23 protein-coding genes and 1 pseudogene are annotated in these 26,749 nt (G+C 63.5%); 12 read left to right on the forward strand and 12 right to left on the reverse strand.

Annotated elements, in window-relative coordinates; translation table 11 throughout:
• Nucleotides 1-150: 150 nt before the first annotated feature.
• Nucleotides 151-1,353 carry a glutamine-hydrolyzing carbamoyl-phosphate synthase small subunit gene (gene carA / locus NTH_RS03480; RefSeq protein ID WP_338528699.1) on the forward strand — a complete coding sequence of 401 codons (1,203 nt, stop codon included), beginning with the start codon at nt 151-153 and terminating at the stop codon, nt 1,351-1,353.
• A gap of 64 nt (nt 1,354-1,417) precedes the next feature.
• On the opposite strand, the gene NTH_RS03485 is transcribed toward carA, so the two are convergent.
• From NTH_RS03485 to NTH_RS03500, 4 genes are all read right to left on the reverse strand, one after another.
• Nucleotides 1,418-3,082: a TadE/TadG family type IV pilus assembly protein gene (locus NTH_RS03485; protein WP_338528700.1), complete on the reverse strand. Its 1,665-nt coding sequence runs from the start codon at nt 3,080-3,082 to the stop codon at nt 1,418-1,420.
• A gap of 88 nt (nt 3,083-3,170) precedes the next feature.
• On the reverse strand, nt 3,171-3,680 hold the full coding sequence (locus tag NTH_RS03490) for a DUF2937 family protein (RefSeq protein ID WP_338528701.1): 510 nt from the start codon (nt 3,678-3,680) through the stop codon (nt 3,171-3,173).
• Nucleotides 3,681-3,727: 47 nt separating this feature from the next.
• Nucleotides 3,728-4,648 carry a KPN_02809 family neutral zinc metallopeptidase gene (locus tag NTH_RS03495; protein ID WP_338528702.1) on the reverse strand — a complete coding sequence of 307 codons (921 nt, stop codon included), beginning with the start codon at nt 4,646-4,648 and terminating at the stop codon, nt 3,728-3,730.
• 189 nt (nt 4,649-4,837) lie between these two features.
• The gene (locus NTH_RS03500) at nt 4,838-6,190 is read right to left on the reverse strand and encodes an MATE family efflux transporter (protein ID WP_338528703.1); all 1,353 of its coding nucleotides are present in this window, start codon (nt 6,188-6,190) and stop codon (nt 4,838-4,840) included.
• A gap of 293 nt (nt 6,191-6,483) precedes the next feature.
• Here NTH_RS03500 and NTH_RS03505 point away from each other — a divergent pair, with 293 nt between their 5' ends.
• Complete coding sequence (locus tag NTH_RS03505) at nt 6,484-7,155, forward strand: glutathione S-transferase family protein (RefSeq protein ID WP_338528704.1); 672 nt, start codon at nt 6,484-6,486, stop codon at nt 7,153-7,155.
• A gap of 192 nt (nt 7,156-7,347) precedes the next feature.
• Complete coding sequence (gene carB, locus NTH_RS03510; RefSeq protein WP_338528705.1) at nt 7,348-10,842, forward strand: carbamoyl-phosphate synthase large subunit; 3,495 nt, start codon at nt 7,348-7,350, stop codon at nt 10,840-10,842.
• Between the two features lie 215 nt (nt 10,843-11,057).
• On the opposite strand, the gene NTH_RS03515 is transcribed toward carB, so the two are convergent.
• On the reverse strand, nt 11,058-12,035 hold the full coding sequence (locus NTH_RS03515; RefSeq protein WP_338528706.1) for a GlxA family transcriptional regulator: 978 nt from the start codon (nt 12,033-12,035) through the stop codon (nt 11,058-11,060).
• 141 nt (nt 12,036-12,176) lie between these two features.
• Here NTH_RS03515 and NTH_RS03520 point away from each other — a divergent pair, with 141 nt between their 5' ends.
• Both NTH_RS03520 and NTH_RS03525 read left to right on the forward strand, forming a co-directional pair.
• Entirely contained in the window at nt 12,177-12,788 is a 612-nt protein-coding gene (locus NTH_RS03520) for a cysteine hydrolase family protein (protein ID WP_338528707.1), read from the forward strand.
• 284 nt (nt 12,789-13,072) lie between these two features.
• Nucleotides 13,073-13,300 (forward strand): annotated as a pseudogene (locus NTH_RS03525) (hypothetical protein); the annotation flags it as partial.
• A 48-nt stretch (nt 13,301-13,348) separates the two neighbouring features.
• Here NTH_RS03525 and NTH_RS03530 read toward each other — a convergent pair.
• From NTH_RS03530 to NTH_RS03540, 3 genes are all read right to left on the reverse strand, one after another.
• Nucleotides 13,349-14,158, reverse strand: a complete 810-nt coding sequence (locus NTH_RS03530) for an ABC transporter permease (RefSeq protein WP_338528708.1) — start codon at nt 14,156-14,158, stop codon at nt 13,349-13,351.
• Nucleotides 14,155-15,165 carry an ATP-binding cassette domain-containing protein gene (locus tag NTH_RS03535; RefSeq protein WP_338528709.1) on the reverse strand — a complete coding sequence of 337 codons (1,011 nt, stop codon included), beginning with the start codon at nt 15,163-15,165 and terminating at the stop codon, nt 14,155-14,157. The genes NTH_RS03530 and NTH_RS03535 overlap by 4 nt, the downstream gene beginning before the upstream one ends.
• Nucleotides 15,166-15,337: 172 nt before the next feature.
• Entirely contained in the window at nt 15,338-15,961 is a 624-nt protein-coding gene (locus NTH_RS03540) for a lytic transglycosylase domain-containing protein (RefSeq protein WP_338528710.1), read from the reverse strand.
• Nucleotides 15,962-16,109: 148 nt separating this feature from the next.
• Between NTH_RS03540 and NTH_RS03545 the strand changes: the two genes are divergently transcribed.
• Both NTH_RS03545 and NTH_RS03550 read left to right on the forward strand, forming a co-directional pair.
• Nucleotides 16,110-16,655, forward strand: a complete 546-nt coding sequence (locus NTH_RS03545) for a methylated-DNA--[protein]-cysteine S-methyltransferase (RefSeq protein ID WP_338528711.1) — start codon at nt 16,110-16,112, stop codon at nt 16,653-16,655.
• A gap of 194 nt (nt 16,656-16,849) precedes the next feature.
• A complete protein-coding gene (locus NTH_RS03550) occupies nt 16,850-17,161 on the forward strand; it encodes a hypothetical protein (RefSeq protein WP_338528712.1) in 312 nt (103 codons plus the stop codon).
• 26 nt (nt 17,162-17,187) lie between these two features.
• Here NTH_RS03550 and NTH_RS03555 read toward each other — a convergent pair whose 3' ends face one another.
• The 3 genes from NTH_RS03555 to NTH_RS03565 all read right to left on the reverse strand — a co-directional run bounded on the left by NTH_RS03555 (nt 17,188) and on the right by NTH_RS03565 (nt 19,676).
• Nucleotides 17,188-17,793, reverse strand: a complete 606-nt coding sequence (locus tag NTH_RS03555) for a glutathione S-transferase family protein (RefSeq protein ID WP_338528713.1) — start codon at nt 17,791-17,793, stop codon at nt 17,188-17,190.
• 102 nt (nt 17,794-17,895) lie between these two features.
• Nucleotides 17,896-18,759 (reverse strand): EAL domain-containing protein, encoded by an 864-nt coding sequence (locus NTH_RS03560; protein WP_338528714.1) that lies wholly within the window; start codon nt 18,757-18,759, stop codon nt 17,896-17,898.
• 2 nt (nt 18,760-18,761) lie between these two features.
• Complete coding sequence (locus NTH_RS03565; protein WP_338528715.1) at nt 18,762-19,676, reverse strand: EAL domain-containing protein; 915 nt, start codon at nt 19,674-19,676, stop codon at nt 18,762-18,764.
• A 206-nt stretch (nt 19,677-19,882) separates the two neighbouring features.
• On the opposite strand from NTH_RS03565, the gene NTH_RS03570 reads away from it, so the two are divergent.
• The 5 genes from NTH_RS03570 (at nt 19,883) to NTH_RS03590 (ending at nt 26,258) form a co-directional block, all read left to right on the forward strand.
• The gene (locus tag NTH_RS03570; RefSeq protein WP_338528716.1) at nt 19,883-21,085 is read left to right on the forward strand and encodes a pyridoxal phosphate-dependent aminotransferase; all 1,203 of its coding nucleotides are present in this window, start codon (nt 19,883-19,885) and stop codon (nt 21,083-21,085) included.
• A gap of 119 nt (nt 21,086-21,204) precedes the next feature.
• Complete coding sequence (locus NTH_RS03575) at nt 21,205-22,140, forward strand: bifunctional helix-turn-helix transcriptional regulator/GNAT family N-acetyltransferase (protein ID WP_338528717.1); 936 nt, start codon at nt 21,205-21,207, stop codon at nt 22,138-22,140.
• Nucleotides 22,141-22,471: 331 nt separating this feature from the next.
• The gene (locus NTH_RS03580; RefSeq protein ID WP_338528718.1) at nt 22,472-24,505 is read left to right on the forward strand and encodes an elongation factor G; all 2,034 of its coding nucleotides are present in this window, start codon (nt 22,472-22,474) and stop codon (nt 24,503-24,505) included.
• A 101-nt stretch (nt 24,506-24,606) separates the two neighbouring features.
• On the forward strand, nt 24,607-25,563 hold the full coding sequence (gene msrP, locus NTH_RS03585) for a protein-methionine-sulfoxide reductase catalytic subunit MsrP (protein WP_338528719.1): 957 nt from the start codon (nt 24,607-24,609) through the stop codon (nt 25,561-25,563).
• 92 nt (nt 25,564-25,655) lie between these two features.
• On the forward strand, nt 25,656-26,258 hold the full coding sequence (locus NTH_RS03590; RefSeq protein WP_338528720.1) for a hypothetical protein: 603 nt from the start codon (nt 25,656-25,658) through the stop codon (nt 26,256-26,258).
• Here the strand turns inward: NTH_RS03590 and NTH_RS03595 are convergent.
• Nucleotides 26,255-26,746, reverse strand: a complete 492-nt coding sequence (locus NTH_RS03595; protein WP_338528721.1) for a MarR family winged helix-turn-helix transcriptional regulator — start codon at nt 26,744-26,746, stop codon at nt 26,255-26,257. The two genes, NTH_RS03590 and NTH_RS03595, sit on opposite strands and share 4 nt — an antisense overlap.
• Nucleotides 26,747-26,749: the final 3 nt, after the last annotated feature.

Here is a 26,749-nt window from a genome sequence, read left to right on the forward strand (position 1 = left end):
TCCCCCGCTTCAGCTTCCACCCAAGGATCGAGATCGGTTTTGGGAAAGCAGGACACCTGGATTAGGAGGCCTGGATTGGGTGGTTTACAGCGTCCCTTGCGCATCTTAAATGACGCGCTACGGCAATCTGGCCGAACGATGGAGAGAAGAATGGCGACCAGCATCGCCCCCTGGAGCGAGATCAAGCCGACGGCGCTGCTCGTTCTGGCAGACGGTACCGTCATCGAAGGGCAGGGATTGGGCGCCAGCGGCGAGGCCGTTGCTGAAGTCTGCTTCAACACAGCGCTGACGGGCTACCAGGAAATCCTCACCGATCCCTCCTATGCCGGCCAGATCGTCACTTTCACATTCCCGCATATCGGCAATGTCGGCACCAATGAAGAGGACATCGAAGACCTCACTCCGGCAGCCCGCGCCGGGGCGGTGGGCGCCATCTTTCGCGCCGATGTCACCGATCCGTCCAACTACCGCGCCGCCGACCATCTGGATGCATGGCTGAAACGCCGCGGCATCATCGCCATGGCCGGCATAGACACCCGGGCCCTTACCGTCCTGTTGCGCGAAAAAGGTGCGGCCAATGCCGTCATCGCCCATGCACAGGACGGAAATTTCGATGTCGACGCGCTCAAGGAGCGGGCCGCGAACTGGACCGGCCTCCTCGGCCTCGATCTGGCTCGCGAAGTCACCTCCGGCCAAAGCAGCACCTGGACCGAAACGCCCTGGGTCTGGGAAGAGGGCTACGGCAACACTGACGAGGAAAATATCCATATCGTTGCCGTCGACTATGGCGTGAAGCGGAATATCCTGCGTCTACTGGCAAGTCTTGGCGCCAGGGTCACGGTCGTGCCCGCCACCACGCCGGCCGCCGACATCGTGGCCTTGGAGCCCGACGGCATCTTTCTGTCCAACGGCCCCGGCGACCCCGAGGCCACCGGCGAATATGCCGTACCGATGATCAAGGAACTTCTGGAGACGGATATTCCCATCTTCGGCATCTGCCTCGGCCATCAAATGCTCGCGTTGGCGCTGGGCGCCAGGACGCTCAAGATGCACCAGGGTCATCATGGCGCCAACCATCCGGTCAAGGATTTCACCACCGGCAAGGTCGAGATCGTTTCCATGAACCATGGCTTCGCGGTCGACGGCGACAGCCTGCCGGACGGCGTGGAGGAAACCCATGTCTCGCTATTCGATGGAACCAACTGCGGCATCGCGCTGACCGGCCGTCCGGTCTTTTCGGTGCAGCATCACCCCGAAGCCTCGCCTGGCCCGCAGGATTCCCACTACCTTTTCCGGCGCTTCGCCAATCTGATTCGCCGGCAGCATGGCGAGCCGGCACTGGCCGAACGCTGACCCAAGCAAAAGGGCGGCCCGATGGACCGCCCTTGCCCGCCCCCCGGGATCACCTCACCCCGGACTACGAAGAAATGCGGAGCTTCACGATACCGTCGCCAATCTTCTCGAAGACGGCGTCGAGTTGGCTGCGCGACGGCGCGTCGAAGAAGTGCCCTGGCGAGGACGCGCATTCCTGCAGCATCATGCCCGTGGCCACATCCGGTTCTTCGAGACGGATCGTGTAGACTTCCACGCCTTCATCCTTGGCGTTCTTGCATGCCTCCAGGGTCTTCTCGTTCATCGCCGTATTGGTGGCCTTTGCCCCACCGGCCGAGAAGCCGAGCCGCCCGTCCACCAGATATCCGAAGCTGGAATAGGAAGAACCGAGTTTGACACCGCGATTGCCGAACACATTCGCACCGTCCGACAGCACCACCATGATCTTCTCGATCCGCGGATCGTTCTTGTCGTCCTTGCCCTGCGAGAATGGTTCGCCCGGCGACAGTACCCGGAATCCCCAGGCCACGCCCTCCATGATGTTGGTAGTGCCGTTGGCCACGAAGGCTTTCACCTTCGACTTAATGTCTGCATAGTTGTTCGAAAGCGGTGTGATGGGCTGGGCGAAGCAGTTGTTGTTCGGGCCCTTGCCGTTCCGGAAATCGGCGTGGACACGCTTCCAGCCGGCACCGCCTGATCCACGACCATCGCGACCTTCACCGTCGTCATCATCATCGCCGCCACCCGGCGAGGCGCCGACCGACTTGCTGATCAGATGATCCGGCACGCCATACTTGTCGAGCTTTGCCGCCTCATCCCTGGCCCGCTTGCTCTGGGGGTCGACGGAGGCTCTGATATAGCTGTTCGTATAGGCTTGTTGGTCGGGCTCGTCGATGGCGAAAGCTGGCACGAAGTAGCTGTTCTTGTCGCTCTTGTCCGCCGGCGTATCGTCCACATCGTGGGCGCCCTTCTTCGAAGGATAGCGCGTTTCCACGCAGCCTTTCCACTCCTGGCCAAGATTATGGTAGACCTCGAAGCGGCTGATCCCGGGCTTAAGCTCGATCTGCGGAATGTCCGCTTCGCCGTCGAGGTCCAGCCATTCCGCCCCGGTTCCCTTGATGATCTTGCCTTTGTCGTCGAATTTCGGCCCGTATTGCGGCCCCACATTCACGAAGCTCGAGAACGGAACGAGCGCGAATTTCAGGCGCTCCGGGTCGCTCACCTGTCCGGAAAGGTCGTCGACCAGGCCGATCACCGCATCCTTCATCGACTGCAGCTTGCCGCCGCGCATGGACCCAGTCGTGTCGAGCACAAGCGCGACCTCGTAGGTCGAATAGGCGATGTCGGCGCTGGCGATAGCGTTGATGGGCTGGTTGGTGAGCCCGAACAGCCCCCCGAAGGCCAGCGACGCGTCCGTCTCGGCCTTGAGCGTCACGCGTGTTCCTTCCCGCGACACCTCGAGGTTCCGGTAGATTCCGGCCAAATTGCCGGACATATAATTCTCGGCGATCCGCCGGGCTTCGCTCTTGGATATGTCCGCCCCGCGCTGGGCGACGGCCAGCACGGCGGCATCGATCGCCTGCTGCAATTCAACGCGCGTCCGGCTCATGGTGCTGTAGTCGATCGCCAATCCGACCGCGCCGAGCAACGGCAGCGAAAGCAGTGCGGCAAGCATTCCGAAATTACCCGCCTTGTCGCGTCCGAAGGCGCAAACGGTATCCCGCAGAATTCTCGTCTTCGAAGGTTTCATGGCCCCGCCTCTCCCGTTCGATCGGGCACCATAGCGGCAGCGGCTTAAAGCGCGTTTAAGTGCAACAGTTCAATTTGCAACGATCTTTTCACCGACCCCTTACGATCGCGCGCCGTCCCCGCCGGAACGGCAGGGCGATCAGCCGCGCCGCGCCGAAACCGCCCAGGACGCCGGCGGCGGCCCAGATCAAGCCGTGCGGCGTCACCGGCACCGCGGGCTCGAAAGCGTCCCAGGCGCCCGCGGCCACCTTTGAGTCCGGCCCCGTCGCGAGGATCACCGGGCGCAGCACGGCCGGCATCGTCTCGAAGCGCCGCGCTTGCGTGCTCAACTGCTCGAACCGGTCTAGGGCGCGGCGCATGGAACGGCTTCGGTCCGTGAGGAAAGGCTGCCCCGCGGCCTCGTAGGCGGCAAGCGCTTCCTCCCGCTGCAGGCCGTTCCTGGCGGCATCCGCGTCGAAATCCGCGACCACCTGCACCATTTCATCCAGCGCCCCGCCCAGCCTCTGCCGGTATTGCTGCGCGAACTCGGGCGCCTGGGACATGGCGATGCCGCCCGCTGCCGCAACCGCCAGCGCGAAAATCGTGCCGATCCTGATCATGAGTCCGACCTTTCAACGTGGGCCGGGCAGATATCCCTGCGCATCGTTCAAACAGGTTCGTTGAACGTGTCGCAGTCGGTCAGCCGCCCGTTCTTGAGCCCCCGCATAAACCACGTGCGCCTTTGCTCGGACGTGCCGTGGTTGAAACTGTCGGGCACCACATAGCCCTGGGTGCGCCGCTGCAGCGTGTCGTCGCCGATCTGGTTGGCCGCGTTCAGCGCCTCCTCGATGTCGCCTTCCTCCAGCAGCCCTTTCTGCGCAGTATACCGCGCCCATATGCCGGCGAAGCAATCGGCCTGCAATTCGACGCGGACGGACATCTCATTGGCTTCCACCCGGCTCATCCGCTGGCGCATCTCGTTGAAGCGCGGCAGGATGCCGGTAATGTTCTGAACATGGTGCCCAACCTCGTGGGCTATGACATAGGCCTGGGCAAAATCGCCGGCAGCGCCGAACTGGCGGGCGAGCTGATCGAAGAAGCTGGTGTCGAGATAGACCTTCTTGTCGCCGGGGCAATAGAACGGCCCGCTGGCCGAGGACGCCGAGCCGCAGGCCGAGCGCACCTGGCCGCCGAACAGCACCAAGGAAGGCTCCTCATAGTTAAGGCCCTGAGCCTGAAAGATGCCGTTCCACACATCCTCCGTCTCGGCCAGAACCACGCTGACGAACTGGGTCATCTCGTCGCTGGCGGCGGAGGACGTGGGCGCCGTCTGCTGTATCGTCGGCCCGCCGGCTGGCCCGCCCGCCAGCATCTCGAGCGGATCGATGCCGCAGGCCCGCAGCACGAAGAAGAGAACCACGAGAAGGATGATCCCCGACAATCCGCCGCCGCCGGCGCGTCCGGCCCGGCCTGCGGGAAGGCGTATGCGCGGCCCGCCCCCGCGCCCGAATCCGCCGGGAAACATCCCGCCGCCCTGCCCGCGCCGATCCTCGATGTTGCTGCTTTGACGACGACCCTTCCAGCGCATGCTTCCTCGCATCCTCTCGACCGGTGCTGAACGGCAACAACGCGGCCGGGGCCCCGTTGCGGCAGATTAGAACATCGCCCCGCCATTTGAAATCAATTCTGTCGCGCGGCCAGTTTGCGGGGAGTCTTGACTGCGGACGAGGCGAAGGTTCCGCCAAAGTGCATCACACTGCAATGCAGGGTGGAAGCCTCAATGCGGCCTGTTGGCTAGCCCAGTGGCGTGCTGCGTCATCAGCCACAGAATGCTCGCAGCAGCAGCGAGGCCCAGGCAGAAACCTGTCCAAATGCCGGAGGCACCGAGGCCGAATGGCTCAGCCAGCAGGAGCCCGCCGCCGAGACCTATCGCCCAATAACAACTTGCGCTTGCGATCATCGGCACCACCGTCCTTCTGAGACCACGGAGCGCGTGGACGAAAAGGAGTTGCCAAGCATCGAGGACGAACAAGGGTGCTGTCCAGCGCAAAAGTGATCGCATCAGGGAAACGGTTGCGGGTGCGATCTCCTGTGTGGCGAAGATCGCGACGGCACCGTCTGCGAAGATGGCGACAAGCAGCGCGAAAGCTGCAGCCGACCCGCCGCTTAAAACGACGGCAATGCGAAAGAGACGCCGTGCTTCGCATCGGCGTTCCAGCGCCCGCAGCCGTGCGAGGCGTGCGGCGAGCACCTCTCCAAGCGCGCTGTTCAACGCAAAGTTGAGCTCCATTACAGCGAAAACAACCGTGCCGGCAGCAAGCCAGTCTGCCGAGTATATGCCAAGAGCGAAGAGAACCGCGACGAACAGCACGCTCTCCAGCCCCTGCTGGCCGCCCGCCGCCCATCCGAGCCTGAGCACCGCACCGGCCCACTGCAAGACAGCCATGGTGCGCAACCGCACAAAAGTGAGCAAGCCCCGGCTGAAACAATGAATTGCAAGAATACCGGCAGCCCCGAGATTGACGACCACCGTCGCCCAAGCTGCCCCGGCAACGCCGAGGCCCGGCCATGTGCCGAAGCCGTGAACGAGGACGATGCTGCCTGCAAGATTGCCGAGAACGATACCTGCCGAGAGCCAGAAGATAACTTGAGTGCGTTCTACGGCATTCAGCACGTTTTTCAGTGCAGCGAAGATCATGGCGGGCGCAATCGCCCAAGCGAGGATTCCGGTATAGGCGTCGTAGAGCGTTGCGAGATCCGGTTCATAGCCGCCCCATGCAAGCACCCGCCCACTTTCCACCCCGATGGCAAGCGCGACCGCCGCAAACGGCAGCGTGACCAGCAGACAGGCGGCGAACACTTCTCCGCAGCGTCGTGGCGAGGGGCCTTCGGCCATGAAAACCGTTCCCGCCGACAGCACCGCGAAGCCAATGGTCAGGAAGGAAAGCAGAACGGTCTTGCCCAGACCGACGGCCGCGAGCGGCGCAGTGCCGAGTGCGCCCACCACCGCAAGGTCGGTGAGGCCGACGAGAATCTCGGTGAGGTAGAAGCTCGCTATCGGGAGGGCCGGACGCAAAATGGACTGGACAATTGTCCAGCCGGCGAGCGATGGTTTGGTCTTGCCAGTCATAGGATCACCGTGCATCGCACGGTCACCCTGAGAGCTGGTGACCACAGACCGCGAACCCCTCAGGATAAGGAGCCGCGGGGCAGCTTACCGAGGATATGGATAGCAAGACCGCGGGTTCCGCTCAAGATCGGCAGATGTGGGAATACCAATGCCGGAGCGAGATCGTCCCTTCGTCAGTCTGTTCACGAAACTCCACCGTCTGGTAATGACAGGAGCGCCACATCCCCTCATTGTATTGCCCCAGATGTTCTCTTATTGTTCTCCCGCACGGATTTTGAATCTAGAGGAACCACATGCGGCTTTATTCGGGACCCCTCAGCCTTTTCTCGCGCAAGGTGGAGATCGCGCTTTGTGAGAAGGACATCGATTTTGAGCGCGTGGAGGTCGCCTTCACGCAAGACGAAGGCTACAGGCCAAAGCACCCTGCCGTCGCCGCCGCCAATCCCAAGGGCCAAGTGCCGGTGCTGGTCGACGGAGACCTGACGATCTTCGATTCGACCGTCATCCTCGAGTATCTAGAGGATGCCTATCCGGCTCCTCCCCTTTATCCCGCCGATCCCCGGGGAAAGGCCCGCTGCCGCCTGGTCGAGCTCGATGCCGACGAAATCCTGTTCGCCGACGTTCGCCGCCTGCTTTATCGCACCGAGCCGCCGCTTGCCGATGCCGGGCACCAGAAGGCGCGGCAGGAGGAAGGCCAGCGCGGCGAGAAGGGCATACTCGCCCACTACCGCCGGCTTGAAGAACAGCTCGGCACGCGGGACTATTTCTGCGGCGTCTTCACCGTGGCCGACATCGGCATGTTCATGACGATCCACTACGCCGTCAGGACGAACGGCCCGCCTCTCGACGCCTTTCCCGCTCTCGCCGCCTGGTACCGGCGCATCGCTACGCGCCCGAGCGTTGCCCGCGTTGTGGAGGAAATCGCCGAGGCCGACCGCAGGCTGTCCTCGCCGCTCAGCCCCTGAGCAGGAAGCGCCGCGCCGGCCCGGCAGCCCCCGGATACTGCCGTCCCTTCCGCCGATTGGCCGTGGAGCCCTGCATTTTCGGGGTTCCGTCCGCCCTTTCCATTGCCTATAAGGCCCGCCTAGCCTCACAATTTCCGCTTGGCCCGCCCGCTCATGCGCGAGGCGGCCTGCGGCAGCACGAACGGAACTCCCATGCCCAAGCGTACGGACATCAAGTCGATCCTGATCATCGGGGCCGGCCCTATCGTCATCGGTCAGGCTTGCGAGTTCGACTATTCGGGCACCCAGGCGGTCAAGGCACTGAAGGAGGAGGGCTACCGGGTCATCCTGGTCAATTCCAACCCCGCCACCATCATGACCGATCCGGAACTGGCCGACGCCACCTATATCGAGCCAATCACCCCGGAAGTCGTCGCCAAGATCATCGCCAAGGAGCGGCCGGATGCGCTGTTGCCGACTATGGGCGGCCAGACGGCCCTCAACACCGCCCTTTCGCTGCGCCGCATGGGCGTTTTGGAGCGCTACAATGTTGAGATGATCGGCGCCCAGCCGGACGCCATCGACAAGGCCGAGGACCGCTCGCTGTTCCGCGAGGCGATGGCGGCGATCGGGCTTGAAACCCCGCGCTCCATGCTGGCCAACGCCTCGGAAGTCAAAAATGCCGATCGGAAGCATCACGAGGCCCGGCGCAACGAGCTCAAGGCGCAGTTGTCGGGCGACGCGCTAGACGAGGCGCTGGACGCGCTGGAAAATGACTGGAATCTCGGCGAGGGCGACCGCAAGCAGCGCTACATGAACCACGCCATGGCCATTGCCGCCCAGGCACTCGATTTCGTCGGTCTGCCGGCCATCATCCGCCCCTCCTTCACCCTCGGCGGCACCGGCGGCGGCATCGCCTACAACCGCACCGAATTCTTCGACATCGTGCAGTCCGGCCTCGACGCCTCTCCCACCACCGAGGTGCTGATTGAGGAATCGGTCCTTGGCTGGAAGGAGTACGAGATGGAGGTGGTCCGCGACCGCGCGGACAATTGCATCATCATCTGCTCCATCGAGAATGTCGACCCGATGGGCGTGCACACGGGCGATTCGATTACGGTGGCCCCTGCCCTCACGCTCACCGACAAGGAATACCAGATCATGCGCAACGCCTCAATTCGCGTGCTGCGCGAGATCGGGGTGGAGACCGGCGGCTCAAACGTGCAGTTCGCCGTCAATCCCGACACGGGCCGGTTGGTCGTCATCGAGATGAACCCGCGCGTCTCCCGCTCCTCCGCGCTCGCCTCCAAGGCGACCGGCTTTCCGATCGCCAAGGTCGCGGCCAAGCTCGCCGTCGGCTACACGCTCGACGAATTGGAGAACGACATAACCGGCGGCGCCACGCCCGCCTCGTTCGAGCCCAGCATCGACTACGTGGTCACCAAGATCCCGCGCTTTGCCTTCGAGAAGTTCCCAGGCGCCGGCAACACGCTTTCCACCGCCATGAAATCGGTCGGCGAGGTCATGGCCATCGGCCGCACGTTCGCGGAGAGCCTGCAGAAAGCGCTGCGCGGGCTGGAAACCGGCCTCACCGGCCTCGACGAGATCGAGATCCCCGGCTTCGACGCCGACGGCGACCCGTCGGAGAACAAGAACGCTATCCGCGCCGCTCTCGGTACGCCGACGCCCGACCGGCTTCGCATGGTCGCCCAGGCCATCCGCATGGGCACCTCGCTCGCCGAAGTCCACGCCATGTGCCAGATCGACCCCTGGTTCCTGGAGCAGATCGCCGCGATAATCGCCATGGAAGCCCGCGTCCGCGAGCACGGCCTGCCGCAGGACGCGGCCAATCTGCGCATGCTGAAGGGCATGGGCTTCTCCGATTCCCGCCTCGCCTCCCTTACGAGAAAAGAGACGGAAGAGGTTGCAAGGATTCGCGAATCCCTCGGCGTCCGTCCGGTGTTCAAGCGCATCGACACATGCGCGGCCGAATTCGCGGCCCCCACCGCCTACATGTACTCCACATACGAGGCGCCCTTCGCCGGGGAGCTGGCCGACGAGGCGCGCATCTCCGACCGCAAGAAAGTCGTCATCCTGGGCGGCGGGCCGAACCGCATCGGCCAGGGCATCGAGTTCGACTATTGCTGCTGCCACGCCGCCTTCGCGCTGGCCGATGCCGGCTACGAATCCATCATGGTCAACTGCAATCCGGAGACCGTCTCCACCGACTACGACACCTCCGACCGCCTCTATTTCGAGCCGCTGACGCCGGAGGACGTGCTGGAGATCCTGCACGCCGAGCAGAAGGCGGGCACCCTCGTCGGCGTCATCGTCCAGTTCGGCGGCCAGACGCCGCTCAAGCTCGCCGACGCGCTGGAGCGGGCGGGCATACCGATCCTGGGCACCGCGCCCGACATGATCGACCTTGCCGAGGACCGCGACCGCTTCCAGAAGCTTCTGACCAAGCTCGGCCTGAAGCAGCCGAAGAACGGCATCGCCTATTCGGTCGAGCAGGCCCGCGTCATCGCCTCCGAGCTCGGCTTCCCGCTGGTCGTTCGCCCGTCTTACGTGCTGGGCGGCCGCGCCATGCAGATCGTGCATGACGAAAGCCAGCTCCAGACCTACCTTCTCGACACTGTCCCCGGCCTCGTCACCGAGGAGATCCGCCAGAAATACCCGGCCGACAAGACCGGCCAGATCAACACGCTGCTGTCAAAGAACCCGCTGCTTTTCGACACCTACCTGACCGAGGCGATCGAGGTCGATGTCGATTGCCTCTCGGACGGAAGCCAGACCTATGTTTCCGGCATAATGGAGCATATCGAGGAAGCCGGCATCCATTCCGGCGACAGCGCCTGCTCCCTGCCGGTCCACTCCCTTTCGGACACGCTCGTCTCCGAGTTGGAGCGCCAGACGGCGGCCCTTGCCCGCGCGCTCAATGTCGGCGGGCTGATGAATGTGCAATACGCCGTCAAGGACGGCGAGGTTTATGTGCTGGAGGTCAACCCGCGCGCCTCGCGCACCGTGCCATTCGTCGCCAAGACCATCGGCCGCCCCATCGCCAAGATCGCCGCCCGCATCATGGCCGGCGAGAGCCTGGAGGACGCCTTCGCCCACTACGGCACCATGCCCAATGCGCGCGACCTCGGCCACATCGCCGTCAAGGAAGCCGTCTTCCCCTTCGCCCGCTTCCCCGGCGTCGACACGCTGCTCGGCCCCGAGATGAAGTCCACCGGCGAGGTGATGGGCCTCGACTACGATTACGCCCTGGCCTTCGCCAAGGCGCAGCTCGGCGCCGGCGTCGACCTGCCCCGCTCCGGCACGCTCTTCGTCGCCGTGCGCGACGACGACAAGCCGCGCGTCCTGCCCGCCGTCAAGCGCCTGGCCGACCTCGGCTTCAAGGTGCTTGCCACCTCCGGCACCGCCCGCTTCCTGCGCGAAAACGGCGTCGAGGCCGAGAAGATCAACAAGGTCCTCGAAGGCCGCCCCCACATAGAAGACGCCATCCGCAACCGCCAGGTCCACCTCGTCTTCAACACGACGGATGGGCAGAAAGCGGTATCGGACTCCAAATCGCTACGGCGGGCGACGCTGATGCAGAAGGTGCCGTATTATACGACGATGTCGGGCGCCGCGGCGGTGGCCGAGGCGATCGCGGCGTTGAAGGCGGGGAGCCTGGAGGTACGGCCGTTGCAGGGGTATTTTTGAGCGCCAGGCGCCGCGATCCAGCCTTTCGCGCGCCATCGCGATCACCGCCCCAGCGTCGACGGAATCTCCCCTCTTCTCTTGCAATTCAAATGCTAGAGGTCGCAAGATATCTTCCTAGAGTCCCGCTCCCACTTCGACCCTGGGAACCGTCCCCCGACCCTCCGAAACATGAACTTGTCATACCAGGCAATGGCCGGCGAACCTTCACCCGCCGCCTACCCCTCAACCCGCTCCCGGAACTGCCGCCGATACGCCATTGGCGAAACCGAAAACGCCGCCGAGAAATGCTGGCGCAGCGTCACCGCGGAGCCGAAGCCAACGGCTTCGGCGACCGCTTCCATCTTGCGGTCGGTGGTCTCCAAAAGCCGCTGTGCCAGTGCCAGGCGCTGCATCAGGATCCAGTGCGACACGGTAACGCCGGTCGCCTTGCGAAAGCGGCGGGAGAAATTGCGGCGGCTCATCGCCGCGCGCTCGGCCAGAAGGTCCAGGCAGAGCGGTTCCTTCAGGTTTTCCGCCGCCCATTCCAGCGTGCTCGCCAGCCTGTCGCCGCCCTCGGCCTTCGGCAGCGGCTGCTCGATATACTGCACCTGGCCGCCGCTGCGGTGCGGCGCCACCACCATGCGGCGGGCCACCTTGTTGGCGATCTCGGCGCCGTGGTCGCGGCGTAGGAGATGCAGGCAGCAATCGATGGCCGCCGCCGTGCCGGCCGATGTCAGCATGTTCCCCTCGTCCACGTAGAGCACGTCGCGGTCCAGCCTGACGGCGGGAAACCGGGCGGCGAAATCATCGGCCCATATCCAATGAGTGGAGGCGGTGCGGCCGTCCAGAAGCCCCGCCTCCGCCAGCACGAAGGCACCGAGGCACAGGCCCACCATCCGCGCGCCCCGCGCATGCGCCGCGCAGAGGGCCTCGACCAGTTCCGGCGAAGGCGGCGTGTCGGGATCGGCCCAGGCGGGAACGATCACCGTATCCGCCTCCCGCAGCGCCGACAGATCGTTCGGCACGTCGAGCGAAAACCCCGAAAGCGTGGCGATGCTGCCTGGCCGTTCCGCGCATACCGTCAGGTCGTAGCGCGGCGCGCCGAGCCGGGCCAGATCGTCCCCGAACACCATGCAAGGCACCGACAGGTGGAACGGGCTGATCCCCTCGAACGCGACCACCGCGACGCGGTGCGCAGCTTTTTTCTGCAACATGGCCCGATCCCATCGCTTTTTGTCATTTGGGACACTTGTGAAGGGGCGCGAGGTAAACGAATTTGCCGACGATTACAAGGCGAGTAGTCCTCGGTTCGCCGTTTACGTAATATCCACTACAGCGACAAGGAAAGAGTGCTCATGAGCAACCCTACGATCAGAACCCTCGTCGGCGCCACGGCGCCGCAGAAGATCGACCGCAGGAGCACCGCGCTTCTGGTGATCGACTTCCAGAAAGAGTATTTCTCCGGCAGGATGCCGATACCCGGCGGCACGGATGCGCTTGCCAATGCCAGACGCCTCATCGCCATGGCCGATAAATCCGGCATACAGGTTTACCATGTACAGCACGTAACACCGGCCGGCGCGCCCATCTTTGCCGAAGACGGCGAGACGGTTGCCTTCCACCCCGACATCACCCCGGGCCCGGACCATAAGGTGCTGCGGAAATCCTCGGTCAGCGTCTTCCCCACTACGGATATCGACGCGCAACTGAAAGCCGAGGGCATCGAAACCCTCATCATTGCCGGCCTGATGACCCATGCCTGCGTTTCGGGCGCCGCGCGCGATGCCGTGCCGCTCGGCTATGGCGTCATCGTCGCAGCCGATGCCTGCGCAACGCGCGACCTTGACGGACCGGACGGCAAGACGGTCTCGCATGAGGCGCTGCATCAGGCTGCCCTCGCGACCCTGGCCGACACATTTGCCGATGTGCTCGGCACTGACCAAATCCTGTCGCTGCCTCACGCCTGAAACGCGGCAAGATCGATTATGAGCTTTTTCATTACCCCTGCATTTCACCCAAAGGAGTTTTAAGAAATGAAGACATTCACAAGGATCGCCCTGCCGCTTGCCGCGGTGCTGTTCGCCTCCATCGCTTCCGCACAGGATGCCGGCAAGAGCGATGCGTTCGTCTCCTACCCCGCCTCGCAGCTGAACTGGATCGAAATCCCGGACACCGGCGGCATCAAATACGCCAATGTTCGCGGCGATCTGGCTGGCAAGGGCCCCTATGAGGCCTTCGTGATTTCCCCGCCGGCAAGGACAATCCGTTCCACTACCACACCCAGTCCATCCCGACCGTGGTCCTCAAGGGCACGTTCTACGCGGTCGTCGACGGCAAGCGCACAGAATATCCGGCAGGCTCGTTCTACGATCTGCCGGGCAAGCTGAACCATTTCAGCGGCTGCGTCGCCGGCAAGGACTGCCTTCTTTTCCAGTATCAGGACGACCGTTTCGACCTCGTGCCACAGCCCGAAAAGTAGAGACAGCCTCGCCGGGCGCGGCGCTATACCGCACCCGGCGAAGGCCGTTCAGTTACGCCTGTAAAGCCACAGCACCACCGGCGCCAGCACGAGCGTAAGCAGCGCGGGCGCGGCAAGAGCCAGAAGCACCTGCCCGCTCGTCGCCTCGCCCGCCATCAGCCCGCGCAGCGCCGTCGTCATATGCGAGACCGGGTTGCGCACGACGAAGGCCTCGAGCCAGCTCGGCATGGTCTCCGGCCGCACCATGATGTTGGAAGCGAAGACCAGCGGGAAGATGAAGGTGAAGCCGATGGTCATCACCGTCATCGGCGTACGGATCAAAAGGCCGAGCACGATGAATATCCAGCCCACGCCGAACCCGATAGCGATAAGAAGCGCGAAGGACGCGACCACCCCTACGAGGCCCGCTTCCGGCCGATACCCCAGGACCAGCCCGACGCCGAGGATGATCAGCCCGGCGATGATGTGGCGCAGCACGTCGCCCACCATCAGCCCGGCGAAGGGCGCCAACGGCCAGATGGGAAGCGAGCGGAAGCGCTCGAAAAGCCCTTTCGACAGGTCCGTGGAAAGGCCCATACCCGAATAGACCGAATTGAAGACCACGGTCTGCACCAGGATGCCCGGCAGGAAGAATTGCAGATAGTCGCTCGTCGAGCCCGCCAGCGCGCCGCCGAACACGAAGGTGAACAGCAGCGTGAACATGAGCGGCGTCATGATGAGGTCGAAAAGCTGCTCCGGCACGTGCTTGAACTTCAGCACCGCGCGCCAGCCGAACACCAGCGCGTTCGAAAACGCGGAAGGCTGCGGCGGACGTGCGACGTTGGAGAGCGTCGCGGGGCTGATATTGGTCGTGCTCACTGCGCGTCCTCCTTCTCGTCCTCATCCAGCGGCTGGCCCGTCAGCGCGAAGAACACTTCGTCTAGGCTGGGCGAGCCCATGGAGAAATCGGCGAGCTCTATCCCGGCCGCGATCAGCGCCGCCAGCGCCTCGTTGGCGGCCTTGGGCGTCCCGGCCACGATGGAAAGCTGCGCGCCCTCGGGGCTGCGCTGCACGGGGCCCGCCAGCCGCGTCTCCAGGATAGCCTCGGCCTCATCCAGCCGTGCCGGGTCGGCCACCGCCACATGCAGGAAGCCGGAGCCGATCGCCGCTTTCAGCTCGCGGCTGGTCCCCTCCGCTATCTTGCGACCGTGGTCGATGACGGCGATGCGCGCGGCGAGCTGGTCCGCCTCCTCGAGATATTGCGTGGTGAGCAGTATGGTGACACCCGAATGCGCAAGCTGCCGGATCATCCGCCACACGCCCTGCCTTGCCTTCGGATCGAGCCCCGTGGTCGGCTCGTCGAGGAACAGCACTCCCGGCGTCACGATCAGCGAGGCGGCAATGTCGAGTCTCCGCCGCATGCCGCCGGAATAGGACTTGACCTGCTTCCTGGCCGCATCCGAAAGATCGAAGGCGGCAAGCAGCTCGTCGGCGCGGTCCTTCGCCCGCCTGCCGGCAAAGCCCCAGAGCCGGGCCAGCATGATCAGGTTCTCGCGTCCCGTCAGATCCTCGTCCAGCGATGCGAACTGCCCTGTCATCGCAATGGCGCCGCGCACGGCCTGCGGTGCGCCGGCCAGATCATGGTCCATGATCGTGGCCGAACCAGCGTCCGGCTTCTGCAGCGTCGCCAGAATGCGGATAAGCGTCGTCTTGCCGGCGCCGTTTGGGCCGAGAATGGCGAAGATCATGCCGCGCGGCACGTCGAGGTCGATGCCGTCCACCGCCTTCACGTCGCCGAAATGCTTGACCAGCCCGCGCACCGAAATGGCAAGCGGCGCTGCTTCTCCGGCACGGACGGGCATGCCGACCGGCGTGGCGTCATTCATTGCAGAACCCTCCGATGGTGCACCGACGTCCGTAAGACGAATTGGGCCGGTCATATCCGACAGCGCGAAGCCATACACAACTCCACAGTTGTTTTAAAGGCAGCCGATGCCCGCGGGACGAAGCCTCCTGCCACCTCCGGACGTGGGCGGCACCAAAGGCAGCCGGCTATGTTCAGCTTCTCAGCCCGGTCTCCCTCAGCAGTCCCTTGCGCTTGGCGTCGTAGTAGTAGCCGCTGGCATAGAACCGCACCGCCTGGTCCTCATTGCCGCCGGCGGTCAAATAGGCGCCGCGCAGATATTTGACGGCGTATTTGAGATTGGTTTCGGCGTCGAGCAGGCCGCTGGCCGGGCCGCGATAGCCCATCGTCTGCGCCGTGTCGTGGCGTATCTGCATGAGGCCCCAATAGATGCGGTTGCGCGCCGCCGGGTTGAAATTGCTTTCCCGTTTCACCACCCGCCGCACCAGCCGTTCGGGCACCTCGTAATAGGCGGCATAGCGCGAAATCAGCCCATCGAGCTCTGCGCTGCCTGCCTTCACGGGCGTCACCGCCGCGCCGGCTTCCAGCGCCGTCAGCGCGGCCGCCTTTGGCGGCTCCGCCGCATAGGCGCCGGCGAAGAACCCTTCCTCGCCCTCGATCTCGCTTTCCTGCTCGGCGACAAGGCTGTTCGCCGTAAGCTGCCTACCGCTGTCGGCCGCCACCGAGGCGGTTTCAGGCGCGACGCAGCCGCTTAGCGCCAGCCCGGCGGCAATCACTGAGATGGAGAAAAGGAAAATACGGATCGATGGCGAAGGCACGACTTGCCGCCTCATTGTCACGGAAACCCATCCACCCGCGCCTTCAATACATGAGCCGGCAGGGCGCTTCAATAACAATCCCGCGAGGAAAGCGTTCACACTATGTTCCGAGGCGAAACCATGCTAGTTTCGATTCCCGGAGAGAAATATGCGCTATCACGTGTTCAAAACCGCTTTCGGCTGGTGCGGGCTTGCCTGGACCGATGCTGGCGTCGCTCGAACCGTGCTGCCGTCCGCAAGCGAAAACGAGGCGCGGCGTGGCATCGCCGCCAAGGCGCCGAACGCCGCCGAAGGGACGCCTGATGCGCTGGCCGGCCCCATCGTCGCGAAAATGCAGCGTTATTTCGAGGGCGAGCGGGAAGATTTTTCGGAAATTCCACTCGATCTCGGCCAGATGCCACCCTTCAACCGGGCCATTTATACGGCCGCACGGGTGCTTCGCTACGGCGAGACGACCACCTATGGCGGGCTCGCCGCTCGGGCTGGCTTTCCCACGGCCAGCCGCGAAACCGGCGTCGCGATGGGGCGCAACCGCGTGCCGCTCATCATTCCCTGTCATCGCGTGCTGGCCGCCGGCGGCAAGCTGGGCGGTTTTTCCGCCCCCGGCGGCATTCTTGCCAAGCAAAGGATGCTCGCGCTCGAGCGCGCCCGTCCGCCCGCATCCGATCCTGCCCAGGAAAGTTTCGCTTTCTGATCCATAGACAAGCCTCTTGAACACGCAGGGCTGGCAGGCATAATCGGCTCAGGTGATTCGCTCAGTAGCTGCCAAATGGCAGGCGTTTCAAAGGGCGTTGTGCCTCGTTCAGGCATACGGTTGCGCCCTGTCTGTTTCCGCATTTCGACCCCGTCAGGTCTCCACCTGCCGCGGAATGCGAGGAGTTCTCCGGGTTGTTCCGCCGCGTTTCCGGCATGGGATATCTGCTCGCGGTCGAGCCGGCCTTGCGGCCGACCGGCAGGACAGGGGGAAAAATGCATCCGATCCGCGAAGACAGCATCAAATCGCGCCTTACGGAACATGCCGAACTGGCGCTGATCGTCGACATGCTTGCCGCCAGAGACCTAAGCGAAGACCAGATCGTCATCGAACTTTCGCGCCGCTTCTATGTCGATATGGACGCTTTAAACGCCGTATTCGACAACAGGCGGGCACTTCGAGCGCAAAAACAGGCGCCTCGGCAGCCGATACGCGCGGTGGCCTAAGGCGCCCGCAGTTCCGATAGTCGGCCTCAGCCCGGCATCATAGGCACATGGCCGGGATCGTTCTCAACCCGCTTCAGCCAGCCCGAAACGGCAGGAAACGCCGTCAGGTCGAAACCGGCTTCACCCGCGTCATGCGTATAGGCGTAGAGCGAGATGTCGGCAACGCTCATGGCCGCGCCCGCGAGGAACGGCGAGCGTTCCAGTTGCTGTTCCATGACACCCAGCGCCCGGTTTCCACCCTCCAGCGTTTCTGCAAGGCGCTCCGGCGTCGCAAGCTTCGCCCGCTCGGGATATTTCAGCAGCGCCCGCCTCACCGCCACATAGGGCTCGTGGCTATATTGCTCGAAGAACAGCCACTGACAGACAACCGCCCGTTCGTAGCGTTCCTCCGGCAGAAGCCGTGTTCCCTCCGCCAGATACAGCAGGATGGCGTTGGATTCGGCGATAAAACGGCCATCGTCGAGTTCCAGAAGCGGCACTTTTCCGTTGGCGTTCTTGGCCAGATAGTCGGGTTTGCGCGTCGTTCCATCGCGCGAGCTGGTCTCGACATGCTCATAGGGAATACCCAGCTTCGCCATGGCGAGGCGCGGCTTGTAGCAATTGCCGCTATCGGTCATCCCGTAGAGTTTCATCGTTTCGCCCTTCCGATCGCATGCCGGCTGTTTAGCCGGATGGGAGGTTCGATACGAATGAATTGTTCTGCAACGAACGTTTAACGGAGCTGACGGATCGCCTCACCGGCCTCGCTGATTGAACAGCGGCACGACGTTGCCGTCCGGCACGATGAGCCGCTCGACCGGAATGCGGCGCGTGTCGAACGCGGTGCCAGCGAAGCTGGGCATGCCGAGCAGATATCCCTGCAGATAATCGGCTCCCGTCTCCAGGGCGGCCCGCAGCTGCTGGCTCGTCTCGATGCCTTCGATCAACACCTTGCGCCCTTCGCGCTGCAAGGCATTGACCAGCAGGGCGAGAAGGCGGACGGCGGTCGCCGCGTCCGAAATGCGCCTGAACCATTCGCCGTCGAATTTAACGATCTCCGGATCGAGCGCGCGCATCCGCTCCAGCGTCGATTGCGTCATCCCGAAATCGTCGACCGCTATCGCTACGCCCAGCCGGCGCATTTCGCTGCCAAGCTCGTGCAACATCCGGCGATCCTGCGCGAAGGCGACCTTGCATACGAGCTGGCCGGGCTCCACGCCCATTCCTTCATACTGCCGCAGCGCCGCCTCGACCTGCCGCACCAGGCCGGCCACATCGCCCTCTTCGTAAGGGTCGGAGCTGAAGTAAAGGTCCAGGCCGTCGACGCCTACATTGATGTAGTTGCCGAGGTGCAACGCCCGGCAAAGGGTTTCGACGAAAGGCCGGTCCTCGTCGGGAGCCTCATCGAAAAAGGTCCGTGCGCCCACCGCCCTGCCCTCGCGAAACGGGCGCGCCTGACCGTCGATTCCGCAGGGTTCCAGCCACTCGCCATCGTTGCGCATGATAGGCTGATAGGTCGTGCGGATGTGGAACCGGCCGTAAACGCCCGTTTCGATGCCAACCTCGTCGACGAGCGTTGCATCCAGCACGCGCCGGAGACGTGAGTGGGACAAATCCATGCTCAATTCATCCGCTTTCCAAATGGGTATCTTTGCTGCTTCTGACGTGGCCGCACGGCCCGCGCCTCAAGCGGAAATTCACCAGCTTCTGGGGAAGTGCAGGCCGCCGTGGCAGGCCGGTTCGGGCCGTCGCGGCGGAACAGCTCGAACCGCGCCGGCGCCAGTTCCGGACGAGCAAGGACAAAGCCCTGCACCATGTTGACGCCGGCCGCTTCGGCAAGGTCGAGCTGCCAGCTCTCTTCCATGCCCTCGAAGACGGTCCGGATGCCCATTCCCCGAAACCGGCGGACCATCTCGAACAGGAGGTCCCGGCCAGGCTCCGTCGCCATCAGATGATTGACCCAGAGCCCGTCGAACTTCACCACGTCCGGCTTCAGTTCCAGGATGCGGCGCATGTCGGAATCCTCTGCGCCATAGTCATCCACGGCGACCTGATAGCCGAATTCCCGCAAGTGGCAGACGAAGCGCAGGAGTTCGCTTTCGGTGTGGAGCTTCTGCTCGGTGATCTCGCACATAATCCGAGACGGCTGGATGTCCGCTTCGTTGAGCACGAGCCGGATATCCTTGAGGGCGCCGTCGACCGCTCCCGCCCCGTCGAAATGGCTGGGGTCGAAATTGATGAACAGGAGCGCGGTCTCATCAAGGCACCGCGCATTGAGGAAGTGAAGGGCCCGCGCGAGCGTTTCGACATGCCCGCGGTCAGCCTCCGGCACGGCGGAGAAGAAGGCCGCAGCGCCGACCGGCGCACCGTCGCGAAAAGGGCGCAGGAGGCCTTCATAGGCCGTGGCCACTAGTCGCCCTTCCTGAAAGGCGAAAATCGGCTGAAAGGCGCTTTTCAGCGTATGGACGCCCCACACGCCAATGGCGGCGCCATCCTCATGCCGCGTAATCTGGGCCAGTCCTACGCCGCGTGACACAATACAAACCTGCAAGCGTTCCTTTGAAGCCGCAGTCTTGCATCCAACGCTTTATCCGGCGTTAATCGGAGGCCATTGGATTTATATGTTCAGCAGCACGACCCCTTGCCCGGTCTTGCGATTCCGCCCGCGATCGGACATTAACAGGCGTCGGATCGACGGTCGGTTCCCGACAAACGAAAATCCTATCAGGAGTTACCCCTGCCATGGCTTTCCTTGCCGATGCCCTTTCACGCGTGAAGCCTTCCGCCACGATTGCCGTCGCGCAGAAAGCGCGCGACCTGAAAGCGCAGGGCCGCGATGTCATCGGGCTTGGCGCCGGCGAACCGGATTTCGACACCCCGGACAACATCAAGAAGGCGGCAATCGACGCGATCAACCGCGGCGAGACCAAATATACTCCGGTCTCCGGCATCCAGCCGCTACGCGAGGCGATCGCCGCCAAGTTCAAGCGCGAGAACAATCTCGACTACGACTGGAAGCAGACCATCGTCGGCACCGGCGGCAAGCAGATCCTGTTCAACGCCTTCATGGCAACGTTGAACGCCGGAGACGAGGTGATCATCCCCGCGCCCTACTGGGTGAGCTATCCCGAGATGGTCGCGATTTGCGGCGGCACTTCGGTCTTCGCGGAAACCTCGATCGAGAACGGCTTCAGGCTGACCGCCGATGCACTTGAAAAGGCGATCACTCCGAAGACCAAATGGCTGATGATGAACTCGCCCTCCAACCCTTCCGGCGCGGCCTATACGCAGGCCGAGCTGCGGGCGCTCGCCGACGTGCTTCTCAAGCACCCGCATGTGTGGGTGCTGACTGACGACATGTATGAGCACCTGACCTATGGCGACTTCGCCTTCCGCACCATCGCGGAAGTCGAGCCCCGGCTTTATGAGCGGACGCTGACCATGAACGGCGTCTCCAAGGCCTACGCCATGACCGGCTGGCGCATCGGCTACGCGGCAGGCCCCATCGAACTCATCAAGGCCATGGATATGATCCAGGGTCAGCAGACCTCCGGCGCCTGCTCCATCGCTCAATGGGCGGCAGTCGAGGCGCTCAACGGCCCGCAGGATTTCATCGCCACCAACAAAGCGGTATTCCAGGGCCGGCGCGATCTCGTCGTCTCGATGCTCAACCAGGCGAGCGGCATCGACTGTCCGGTTCCCGAAGGCGCGTTCTATGTCTACCCCTCCTGCAAGGGAACCATCGGCAGGAAGGCGCCCTCCGGCAAGGTGATCGAGAACGACGCGGACTTCGTGACCGAACTCCTGGAGGCGGAAGGCGTCGCCGTGGTCCAGGGCTCGGCGTTCGGCCTCGGCCCCAACTTCCGCATCTCCTACGCAACGTCGGAAGCGCTCCTCGAAGAAGCCTGCAACCGCATCCAGCGCTTTACGGCCGGGCTGCGGTAGGCAGAACTCCCCGCGGCCGTCCCGGGAACGGAACCCCGGGATGGCATCCTCTCGCGGGCGGCTCCAAATGCTTGACCAAGTCAATTACATGTTTGACACTGGCAAGCAGAGGTACCGCCATGGAACACATCCAGCCGCCCGGCGATGAACAGATCGCCGCCGTCCGCGCGTTCAACCGCTTCTACACCCGCCAGGTCGGCCTTCTTGGCGAAAGCGTGCTCAAAGGCGGATTTTCGCTTACTGAGATGCGTATTCTTTACGAGCTGGCGCATCGGCAGTGCCTTACCGCCACGGAACTCGGAGGCGACCTTGGGCTCGACGCCGGGTATCTGAGCCGGATACTGAAAAAGTTTGCCAAGCAAGGCTTGCTCGAACGTCGCGCCTCGGCTGATGACGGCAGGCAATTCCTGTTGACATTGACCGGCGAAGGCCACCGGGCTTTTGCACCGCTCGATCGCGCTTCCCGGGAACAGATGGCTGACCTGCTCGCTCCCCTGCTTCCGCACGAGCGTGAGAAACTGGTCTCCGCCATGGAAACGATCCGGCGCATGCTGGAACCGGCGGCGGACCGCCAGGTGTCCTACATCCTTCGCCCCTTGCGGGTCGGCGACTTGGGCTGGATCACCCATCGCCAAGCCATCCTCTACCACCAGGAATATGGCTGGAACGAAGACTACGAGGCGCTGGCGGCACGAATCCTGAGCGAGTTCGTGGAAAACTTCGACCCACGGCATGAGGTGGCGTGGGTCGCCGAGCGCAATGGGGAGGTCGCGGGCTCCGTGTTCGTTGTACGGGACACGGCGGCGGTGGCCAAGCTCCGGCTGCTCTATGTGGAACCTGCAGCACGAGGTCTGGGCATCGGCCGCCGCCTGGTCGGGGAATGCATCGGCTTCGCACGGGCAAAAGGCTATGAGGAACTCACGCTATGGACCAATGACGTACTGGTCTCGGCGCGCCACCTCTACCAGAGCGTCGGATTCGCGCTTGTGAAGGAGGAAAAGCACCACTCCTTCGGTAAGGACCTTGTCGGGCAGACCTGGACGCTTCGATTGTGATCGCTTGAGCTAAGGCGTCTGCCCGCCGGCCCCTTGCTCTCTTCGGCCTCTCGTGTGACGATGTTTTTCAGGGGAGTATCGGGAAACGATACCCGCTGGCGCGACGGCCGCAGCAGCCTGTCCCCGAAGAGGAGCATGCGAGAGTTGCAAAGGAACCATCCAGCCCGGAAAGCAGGACCGATCGAGGGGCAGGTCCCTCGCGCGGCCTTGCGCAATGGCGAGGGACGGTTGCCTGCGAGGCGGTCAAGGTCCGCTATCGTCCGCTCCTGATCGCGGGAAAGTCCATGCCGGCCGCCGCCCCAGTGCGGGTGTGTGACAGGAGGTCGGTTTCATGGGAGAACGCGCGGGAGGAAGACAGACGGGGCCGAAATGCGTTGCCATTCTTGGCCCTTTCGCGAGTGGAAAAACCACGCTTTTCGAAGCCACCCTGGCTCGTGCCGGAGCGATAGAAAAGCACGCGCCCGGCGCGCACCAGATAGGCGACCCATCGCCCGAGGCACGGGCGCATGGGATGAGTGTCGAGGCGTGTTTTGCGACATTCGACTTCCTTGACGAAAGCCTGACGCTCGTCGATTGTCCGGGCTCCGTCGAGTTCGGCTTCGATGCCGAACCGGTTCTGACGGCGGCCGATGCGGCGGTCGTGGTGGTCGACGCCGCTGACAAGAAGTTGCCCGCGCTTCAGGTCATCCTGCAGCGGCTCGACCAGTTGGGCATTCCGCGCATGCTTTTCCTCAACAAGATGGATAAGAGCAGCGCCGGCGTGCGCGAGACGCTGAAGGAGTTGCAGACCGTCAGCTCCGTGCCGCTGCTTCTGCGCCAGATACCGCTGCGCAAGAACGGCATCGTCATAGGCTCGATCGACCTGGCGATGGAGCGGGCCTATATCTATCGGGAGCATGCGCCGAGCGAAATCCAGCCCATCCCGGACGACGACAGGGCGCGCGAGGTCGAAGCCCGCTTCTCCATGCTGGAGACTTTGGCCGATCATGACGATCAGCTCATGGAACAACTCCTTGAAGAGATCGAGCCTCCCCGCGACGCGATTTTCGACGATCTGGCGGCCGACCTGCGTGCCGGCTCCGTAACGCCCGTGCTGATCGGCGCGGCGGAGAAGGGCAATGGGGTCCTGCGTCTGCTCAAGGCGATCCGCCACGACGTGCCCGACGTGACCGAGACGCGCAAGCGGCTTGGCCTTCCTGCCGGAGGGGAAACGGTGCTGCAGGTTATGAAAACGCTGCACACCGGCCATGGCGGCAAGATCTCGGTCGCTCGCGTCCTGTCCGGCGCGATCGCCGACGGTACGGAACTTCCGGGCGCCGGCAAGGTGTCGGGCCTCTACACGCTCATGGGCAGAGAGCAGAAGAAGACGCCCAGGGCCGGTGAAGGCGATACGGTCGCCCTCGGCAAACTCGATGAGGCCCGCACCGGCGCCACGCTGACTGCGACGAAAACCGCCGCGCCGACGCTCACCTTGATCGCTGTGCCGCAGCCCGTCCACGCGGTATCGCTCCGCCCGCGCGACCGCAAGGACGAGGTCAAGCTGTCGGCCGCGCTGCAGAAATTGACGGAGGAGGATCCCTCCCTGGTCGTCGACCAGAATCAGGAGAGCGGCGAGACCATCCTGGGCGGCCAGGGCGAAATGCACCTGCGGGTGGCGCGCGAGCGGCTGGAAGGCAAGTTTCAGATCGCCGTTGACACGGACACGCCGAGCATCCCCTACCGCGAAACCATCCGCAAATCCGTGACCCAGCGCGGCCGCCATAAGAAGCAGTCCGGCGGGCACGGGCAATATGGCGACGTCGTCCTCGACATAAAGCCGCTGCCGCGCGGGACGGGCTTCGAGTTCACCGAGACGATCACCGGCGGCGTGGTGCCGAAGCAGTACATACCCTCCGTCGAGGCCGGCGTGCGCGAAGCGCTCAAGCAGGGTCCGCTCGGTTTTCCGGTCGTCGATATCGCCGTCAATCTGGCGGACGGCTCCTACCATTCTGTCGATTCGTCCGACATGGCCTTCCAACTGGCCGCCCGGCTTGCCATGAAGGAGGGGCTTCCCCAATGCCAACCGGTGCTGCTCGAACCCATTTTGAAGGTCGAGGTGGCTACCCCGTCCGAGGCCACGGCCCGGGTGACGGCAATCCTGTCGCAGAGGCGCGGCCAGATCCTCGGCTTCGACACCCGCGCCGGCTGGAACAGCTGGGACATGGTCCAGGCTATGATGCCGCAAGCCGAGACGGCCAACCTCATTATCGAGCTGCGCTCGGCCACCGCTGGCGTGGCGAGCTACGAGGCGCGTTTCGATCACATGGCGGAACTGACGGGCCGTCAGGCCGAGGAAGCGATGAACGGCAAGGGGAAAGCAGCCTGAGGCAAGCCGTAAAACCGGCAGAACGCGCAAAGTTGATCGCTTGTGATTGGCGCTATCGTCCCCACACGCTACTTTCGGCGAGAAGTCCCATGGAGGCTCTTATGCCAGTCTATCACCGTCGGCCTCGCTGGGCCATCGCCGAGGCGCAAGCCACGCCCGAGGATGTTTTCCTGAACCGCAGGAGCATCTTGCAAGGCATGGGCTTGGCAGGCCTCGCGCTCGCCACCGCGGCCGCCACAAGGCCCGCCCGCGGGCAGGATGGCGGGCTCTATCCAGCCAGCCGCAACGACGCCTACAAGATCGAGCGCGACCTGACTCCGGAAGACATCAGTTCCCGCTACAACAATTTCTACGAGTTCGGTTCCCATAAGCAGATACACAGGGCGGCCGAAGCGCTGGTGACCGACCCGTGGGATATTGAGATAGACGGCATGGTCGAAGAGCCCATGACCATCGCCTTCGATGACCTCGAGAAACGATTTCCGCTGGAGGAACGGCTCTACCGCCACCGCTGCGTCGAGGCTTGGTCCATGACGGTGCCATGGACCGGCTTTCCGCTGGGCGCCCTGGTGGACCATGCCAGACCGCTCTCCACGGCGCGCTACGTGCGCTTCGAGACCTTCAACGATCCCGCCATGGCCAGCGGGCAGAAGCAGGTCTGGTATCCCTGGCCTTATGTCGAAGGCCTCACCATGGCCGAGGCCCGCAACGACCTTGCCTTCATGGTCACCGGCGTCTACGGCAAGCCGCTCGCAAACCAGTTCGGCGCCCCGCTGCGCCTGGCTCTCCCCTGGAAATACGGCTTCAAATCCATCAAGTCGATCACCAGGATCTCCTTCACCGACCAACGCCCCAAAAGCTTCTGGGAACAGATCGCGCCAAACGAATACGGCTTCTGGGCAAACGTGAACCCCGAAGTGCCCCATCCACGCTGGAGCCAGGCCACCGAGCGCGTGCTGGGTACCAATGAAGATGTGCCGACGGTGATCTACAACGGCTACGGAGACGAGGTCGCTGCGCTCTATGAAGGCCTGGAAGGCGAAAGCCTATTTATGTAAGAAGAGGCGGCGCGCCTTCCGATCATTGCAACGCAATATTGCCGCTGGTAGCTGTGCCTCTTAGACTGGATATCGTGTCGGGAGTCGCAGCTGTGCATGTCTTTAAGCGTGTGACCTGGGTGAAGGATTTGGCGGAGGCTCTGCCGTCGATTGTGTTTATCGCCCTCTGGCGAGGCGGCGTCGGCCTGGAAGCAGCCGGATGGATAGCAGCTCTGTTGTCGGCCATGGTGCTTTTCTTGCACCAGGTCTCGCAAACGCGCTCCAACCCGCTATTTCTAGGAATCAACATTCATCTGCTACTTGTGACACCGGTGATCGTGGGAATCCACTCACTCGGCATGCACGAGGTCGGGCGGTTTCTGGAAACGAATTCCTATAATGGCGTCTTCGTCACAATCCTTGCTACGGGCGGCCTATTGACATTGTTTTCTCCCAGAGGATTTATCGGTCTAGAAAGCAGGCAATCGCACCTGCCGTATTCGCTGATTCTTCTAGCAGCCTCCGCCATAGCGGCGGCATGGAGTTTTGCATTCGCAGGGCCCGGTGTCCTCTCTGTTGCCTTACCGGCAACAGGACTTTTTATTCTGCGCCGCGTCCTCATAGCCCACGCGAAAGGCGCTTCGGGCTTGCTTGGACTGGCCGTCGCCCCCGTTGCCGGTGGCATGACAGCCGCTTGGTTATCAGACGGCAGCTAGCCCTCCCCTTCGATCCGCGACAGATAGCGCCCCAGCATTTCGTCCAGCGCCTTGCGCTCTTCTTCCGACAGCATCGCCGTCAGCCGCGCCTGGGTGGCCACGTGGTCGGTCACGGCGGCGTCGATCACCTCCCGCCCCTTCTGCGTCAGCGAAATCCTCATGCTGCGCCGATCTTCGGGATTATGCGCGCGGGCCACCAGGCCCGCCTTTTCAAGCTGGTCTATGCGATTGGTCATGGTGCCGGAGGTCACCATCGTGGCCGCCAGCAGATCGCCGGGGCTGAGCGCGTAGGGCGGCCCCGAACGCCGCAAGGTGGCGAGAACGTCGAAACTGGCCCGGTTCAGCCCATGCTTGGCAAAGGTTTCGCTCATCTCCCGCATGAGATGGCCATAGATACGGCTGATGCGGCCGATGAGGCCCATGGGAGCGACGTCGAGGTCCGGCCGCTCCCTGTTCCATTGTTTCAGAATGCCGTCGACATGATCCATGTC

It is taken from the genome of Nitratireductor thuwali (genome assembly GCF_036621415.1).
In the GTDB taxonomy this organism is placed as follows: domain Bacteria; phylum Pseudomonadota; class Alphaproteobacteria; order Rhizobiales; family Rhizobiaceae; genus Chelativorans; species Chelativorans thuwali.

What these genes read in the sequence shown, in the direction of transcription:
- carA (WP_338528699.1), top strand. Translation starts at nt 151, where the DNA reads ATGGCGACCAGCATCGCCCCCTGGAGCGAGATCAAGCCGACGGCGCTG.
- NTH_RS03570 (WP_338528716.1), top strand. Translation starts at nt 19,883, where the DNA reads ATGGCTTTCCTTGCCGATGCCCTTTCACGCGTGAAGCCTTCCGCCACG.
- NTH_RS03580 (WP_338528718.1), top strand. Translation starts at nt 22,472, where the DNA reads ATGGGAGAACGCGCGGGAGGAAGACAGACGGGGCCGAAATGCGTTGCC.
- NTH_RS03560 (WP_338528714.1), bottom strand. Translation starts at nt 18,759, where the DNA reads ATGGATTTGTCCCACTCACGTCTCCGGCGCGTGCTGGATGCAACGCTC.
- carB (WP_338528705.1), top strand. Translation starts at nt 7,348, where the DNA reads ATGCCCAAGCGTACGGACATCAAGTCGATCCTGATCATCGGGGCCGGC.
- msrP (WP_338528719.1), top strand. Translation starts at nt 24,607, where the DNA reads ATGCCAGTCTATCACCGTCGGCCTCGCTGGGCCATCGCCGAGGCGCAA.
- NTH_RS03545 (WP_338528711.1), top strand. Translation starts at nt 16,110, where the DNA reads ATGCGCTATCACGTGTTCAAAACCGCTTTCGGCTGGTGCGGGCTTGCC.
- NTH_RS03490 (WP_338528701.1), bottom strand. Translation starts at nt 3,680, where the DNA reads ATGATCAGGATCGGCACGATTTTCGCGCTGGCGGTTGCGGCAGCGGGC.
- NTH_RS03535 (WP_338528709.1), bottom strand. Translation starts at nt 15,165, where the DNA reads ATGAATGACGCCACGCCGGTCGGCATGCCCGTCCGTGCCGGAGAAGCA.
- NTH_RS03495 (WP_338528702.1), bottom strand. Translation starts at nt 4,648, where the DNA reads ATGCGCTGGAAGGGTCGTCGTCAAAGCAGCAACATCGAGGATCGGCGC.
- NTH_RS03515 (WP_338528706.1), bottom strand. Translation starts at nt 12,035, where the DNA reads ATGTTGCAGAAAAAAGCTGCGCACCGCGTCGCGGTGGTCGCGTTCGAG.
- NTH_RS03595 (WP_338528721.1), bottom strand. Translation starts at nt 26,746, where the DNA reads ATGGATCATGTCGACGGCATTCTGAAACAATGGAACAGGGAGCGGCCG.
- NTH_RS03520 (WP_338528707.1), top strand. Translation starts at nt 12,177, where the DNA reads ATGAGCAACCCTACGATCAGAACCCTCGTCGGCGCCACGGCGCCGCAG.
- NTH_RS03505 (WP_338528704.1), top strand. Translation starts at nt 6,484, where the DNA reads ATGCGGCTTTATTCGGGACCCCTCAGCCTTTTCTCGCGCAAGGTGGAG.
- NTH_RS03575 (WP_338528717.1), top strand. Translation starts at nt 21,205, where the DNA reads ATGGAACACATCCAGCCGCCCGGCGATGAACAGATCGCCGCCGTCCGC.
- NTH_RS03485 (WP_338528700.1), bottom strand. Translation starts at nt 3,082, where the DNA reads ATGAAACCTTCGAAGACGAGAATTCTGCGGGATACCGTTTGCGCCTTC.
- NTH_RS03555 (WP_338528713.1), bottom strand. Translation starts at nt 17,793, where the DNA reads ATGAAACTCTACGGGATGACCGATAGCGGCAATTGCTACAAGCCGCGC.
- NTH_RS03500 (WP_338528703.1), bottom strand. Translation starts at nt 6,190, where the DNA reads ATGACTGGCAAGACCAAACCATCGCTCGCCGGCTGGACAATTGTCCAG.